Source organism: Pseudomonas sp. NPDC098747 (genome assembly GCF_044760045.1).
GTDB lineage: Bacteria > Pseudomonadota > Gammaproteobacteria > Pseudomonadales > Pseudomonadaceae > Aquipseudomonas.
Genome location: NZ_JBIWAL010000133.1, coordinates 1 through 1,896, shown reverse-complemented (window position 1 = coordinate 1,896; position 1,896 = coordinate 1). Strand labels below are relative to the sequence as shown.

Below are 1,896 nucleotides of genomic sequence, written 5' to 3'. Positions count from 1 at the left end.
CGAAGCTCGTCGGTTCAAATCCGGCAACCGCAACCAGTTTAAGGAGCCCCTTTTAAGGGGCTTTTTGTTAGCTGGACACTTTCAACGCCGCTGTTCGACGGCGTTTCAAGGATGGGCGTTTCGCCCATTTTTTTATTCTGCATAGCATGCACATACATGCACTAGGGGGTTTCAGGTGTCGAGCAAGCTAGAAGAGTTGCAGGCCTTGCTGGCCCCGGTGGTCGTGGCCCTAGGCTATGAATGCTGGGGTATTGAGTTTTCGGCTCAGGGTCGTCACTCGATGTTGCGCGTTTATATTGATAAAGAAGGCGGCGTGCTGGTGGACGATTGTGCCATCGTCAGTCGCCAGATCAGCGGTGTGCTGGATGTTGAAGATCCGATCACCGTTGAATACACCCTTGAAGTTTCCTCGCCTGGCATGGAGCGCCCACTGTTCACTATCGAGCAGTTCGCCCAGTTTGTCGGTGCACAAGTGAAGATCAAGCTGCGCTCGCCTTTTGAAGGCCGACGCAACTTTCAGGGCCTTCTGCGCGGTGTAGAAGAGCAGGATGTCGTGGTGCAAGTAGATGACCATGAGTTTCTGTTGCCGATCGATATGATCGACAAGGCCAACATTATTCCCAGTTTTGACTGAGACGCGGATCCCGCGGATCCAATGGCTTGCGACAGGCGAGGCGTACGAGGAGCACAGAAGTACTGCTGGTTGTTGAGTCGGTATCCAATGAAAAGGGCGTACCGGCAAGCGTAATTTTTGAAGCGCTGGAGCTGGCTCTGGCCACTGCTACCAAAAAGCGTTTTGAAGACGAAGTTGACCTGCGTGTGGAAATTAACCGCCACACCGGGGCATACGAAACTTTCCGTCGCTGGACGGTCGTCGAAGAGAATGATCTGGACGATCCGGCTATCGAAACCTGGCCGAGCAAGGTTGCCGAAACGCATCCTGGTGCCAACGTTGGCGACGTCGTTGAAGAAAAAATCGACTCCATCGAGTTCGGCCGCATTGCTGCACAGACTGCCAAGCAAGTCATCGTGCAGAAAGTGCGTGAAGCCGAGCGCGCTCAAGTGGTCGACGCTTATCGCGAGCGCCTGGGAGAAATCATCTCCGGCACCGTGAAGAAAGTGACTCGCGACAACGTGATCGTTGATCTGGGCAACAACGCCGAGGCGTTGCTGGCCCGTGAAGACATCATTTCTCGCGAAACCTTCCGTGTCGGCGTGCGTCTGCGTGCGCTGCTCAAGGAAATCCGCACCGAGAACCGCGGCCCGCAGCTGATCCTGTCGCGTACCGCGCCGGAAATGCTGATCGAGCTGTTCCGCATCGAAGTGCCGGAAATCGCTGAAGGCCTGATCGAAGTAATGGCTGCGTCCCGTGACCCGGGTTCGCGCGCCAAGATCGCCGTCCGCTCCAAGGACAAACGCATCGACCCGCAGGGCGCTTGCATTGGTATGCGCGGTTCGCGCGTCCAGGCAGTGTCGGGTGAGTTGGGCGGTGAGCGTGTTGATATCGTCCTGTGGGACGACAACCCGGCACAGTTCGTGATCAACGCCATGTCCCCGGCCGAGGTTGCGGCAATTATCGTTGACGAAGATGCCCACGCAATGGACATCGCCGTTGGCGCAGACAATCTGGCTCAGGCCATCGGTCGTGGTGGTCAGAACGTGCGTCTGGCAAGCCAATTGACTGGCTGGACCCTGAACGTGATGACCGAATCGGACATCCAGGCTAAGCAGCAAGCAGAAACCGGCGACATCCTGCGCAACTTCATCGACGAGCTGGAAGTCGACGAAGACCTGGCGCAGGTGCGGGTAGTTGAAGGCTTCACCAGCCTGGAAGAGATTGCCTACGTACCGTTGGAAGAAATGCTCATCTTCGACGGCTTTGACGAAGATACCGTC

2 protein-coding genes are annotated in these 1,896 nt (G+C 56.4%); both read left to right on the top strand.

Annotation, left to right across the window (positions count from 1 at the left end; genetic code table 11):
* The first annotated feature begins 175 nt into the window (after positions 1 to 175).
* On the top strand, positions 176 to 634 hold the full coding sequence (gene rimP, locus ACIQVE_RS29465; RefSeq protein WP_042557593.1) for a ribosome maturation factor RimP: 459 nt from the start codon (positions 176 to 178) through the stop codon (positions 632 to 634).
* A gap of 26 nt (positions 635 to 660) precedes the next feature.
* On the top strand, positions 661 to 1,896 hold a 1,236-nt coding region (nusA, locus tag ACIQVE_RS29460; RefSeq protein ID WP_402815454.1), incomplete at its 3' end, for a transcription termination factor NusA.